We start from the raw sequence: 2,243 nt of genomic DNA, 5'->3' as shown, positions 1-2,243 counted from the left end.
AAATCAAATAATCACTATAAAGATCAAGCATATCCATTTAATTCCCTCCCTAAAATTAAGGGCGGAATTCTAATGCTTTTTAGTCAAACTACAAGTTTATGTGCGTAACATGAGTTACTAATAAGATTTTGTGCTGCATTGTACGCATCCAAATAGCGTTGAGCTTTAGTTTTCTTATATTCATCAGAAAAATATTTCGCTTTTTCGCTCATCACTGTAAGCTGCGCTCTAACACCAGCCAGACGCTTTTCTTTCTTCACATCAATGGTAGGAACTTCGGAAAGATTGGCGACAGTGGGGTTAGTGCTAGGGAGCTGATTCTTCGCGGCATTCTCATCATCAAGCAGCTTTTTTAATGATGCTTGTAGTTGTGCTTCTTTTTCTTTTTCCACTAACAGCTTTGCTTTTACCACCAAGCTCTGAGCTAGTTTATTATCTAGACCGGCAATTATAGCCGCATGCGAAGGCTTAAGAGTCTGGCGGGGTGGAGCTAAGTTTTTTTCCTTTTGCTGAAGCTTAGCTAAATTAGCAGAGGATTCACATCGCTCCACTTGACCTAATAAAGTTTCTCTATCCCGTTTAGCTTTTGCAAAAGCGCTCATCTCTTTATTATCTTTAGCTGCCATAATTTACATCCTATCGTCATAGTGAACAAATTGTGGCCGCATTGTATTATACGTGCAGGAAGAAATCTAGAACTATTTTATCAACGATGAAGAAACAAAATCAAAGCCGCACGACTTGAAAATCACCTTATGTCTGTATACAATAAAAACAATTTTCATCAATGAGGTTCACCGCCGATGCGCATTACTTCTCAATAAGCCCCTTAAGGGTACGTCATTTTTGCCCCAACTATTGAGAGAGAACCGCATGAACTGCCTTATTCAACTTATTGATTTAAGTCTTTATTTTTCAAATCAAATTTATTTCGAATCCTTTAATACAAAAATATTTTTTGGTGAACGCATTGCCCTAATTGGTGATAATGGCTGTGGTAAAAGCAGCCTGCTCAAAATAATTAGCCGTGCAATTAATCCAAGCGAAGGCATTGTGCGTTATCAAGAAGGACTTCACCTTGCCTATGTTCCGCAAATAAGAGAAACAACTCAGTTAAGTGGTGCCGAGCTATTCAACCAAGCCCTAACTGAAGCACTAGCACAACATCCTGACATTCTTATTTTAGATGAGCCCACCAATCATTTAGATAAAGACAATAGACGCAGCCTCTTTCGTTTATTGGAGCAATTTCATGGCACATTAATTATTGCGACCCACGATGTAGCTTTGTTAAAACAAAGTGAATATATATTTTGGCATATTAAGCAAAGGAAAATTAGCAGCTTTTATGGCTATTTTGAGAACTTGCAACGGCAAAATATTATCCAACAACAAGTTTTACAGCAGGAATTAGAACAATTAAATAAACAAAAAAAACAGGCCCATGATGACTTAATGCAGGAACAAAAAAGAGCAAAAAACTCACGCCTTAAAGGAGAAAAGTCACTTAAAAGCGCTAAATGGCCTACTATCGTATCGCAAACCAAAGCCTTAAGAGCACAAGAAACATCCGGTAAAAAGAAAAAAGCTCTTTTGGAGCATAAAGAAGAATTGCTGGAACGGATTATTGAGTTAGGCTTTGAAGAGGAAATTAATCCTCAATTTGCTCTAGCTTCGGGAAATACAACTACCAAGTCTTTAGTTACAATTCAAAATGGTTCGCTTTTTTATGGCAGGACATTGATTGTAGACAATATTAACTTAAACATTTCTAGCTTGAGTAGATTAGCCCTTTGCGGTAAAAACGGTTCAGGGAAATCAACCTTACTAAAAGCGATAAAAAACGACAGTAAGATTGATAAACAAGGATTATGGATTACTCCTCCATCCAGCGAAATTGGCTATTTAGATCAGCATTATCACGACCTAACCCCAGGAAATTCTGTTTTAGATTGTATTCAAGAAGTGCAACCTAGCTGGAATCATCAACAAATACGCAGACATTTAAATGATTTTCTATTTCGTAAAAATGAACAGGTTTATGCGCTAGTAGATGTGTTATCAGGTGGCGAAAAAACAAGGTTAAGTTTGGCAAAAATAGCTGCAAAACCTCCTAAGTTACTTATTTTACTCATGTTACGCACGGTCAATTTTAAGCTGCCATATTTTTAAGCTCCTGCCAAGCAATCTGGTTCGCTCTAAGAATCAATTTGTACTTAATAGCAAAGTGATTTAAATGAGTT

Annotated in this window: 2 protein-coding genes; one reads left to right on the top strand and one right to left on the bottom strand. The window is 37.0% G+C overall.

Annotation, left to right across the window (positions count from 1 at the left end; translation table 11 throughout):
- Positions 1–83: 83 nt before the first annotated feature.
- Positions 84–626: a hypothetical protein gene (locus ELY15_RS15255; protein WP_127101536.1), complete on the bottom strand. Its 543-nt coding sequence runs from the start codon at positions 624–626 to the stop codon at positions 84–86.
- 247 nt (positions 627–873) lie between these two features.
- Between ELY15_RS15255 and ELY15_RS15250 the strand changes: the two genes are divergently transcribed.
- A complete protein-coding gene (locus tag ELY15_RS15250) occupies positions 874–2,172 on the top strand; it encodes an ATP-binding cassette domain-containing protein (protein ID WP_127101534.1) in 1,299 nt (432 codons plus the stop codon).
- Positions 2,173–2,243: the final 71 nt, after the last annotated feature.

Origin of the sequence: Legionella sp. km772, from assembly GCF_003989735.1 — a bacterium.
In the GTDB taxonomy this organism is placed as follows: domain Bacteria; phylum Pseudomonadota; class Gammaproteobacteria; order Legionellales; family Legionellaceae; genus Legionella.
This window is presented reverse-complemented; position numbering and strand designations above follow the sequence as displayed.

Excerpts from the sequence above, each read along its gene's own strand:
- ELY15_RS15250 (WP_127101534.1), top strand. The coding sequence starts at position 874 with ATGAACTGCCTTATTCAACTTATTGATTTAAGTCTTTATTTTTCAAAT.
- ELY15_RS15255 (WP_127101536.1), bottom strand. The coding sequence starts at position 626 with ATGGCAGCTAAAGATAATAAAGAGATGAGCGCTTTTGCAAAAGCTAAA.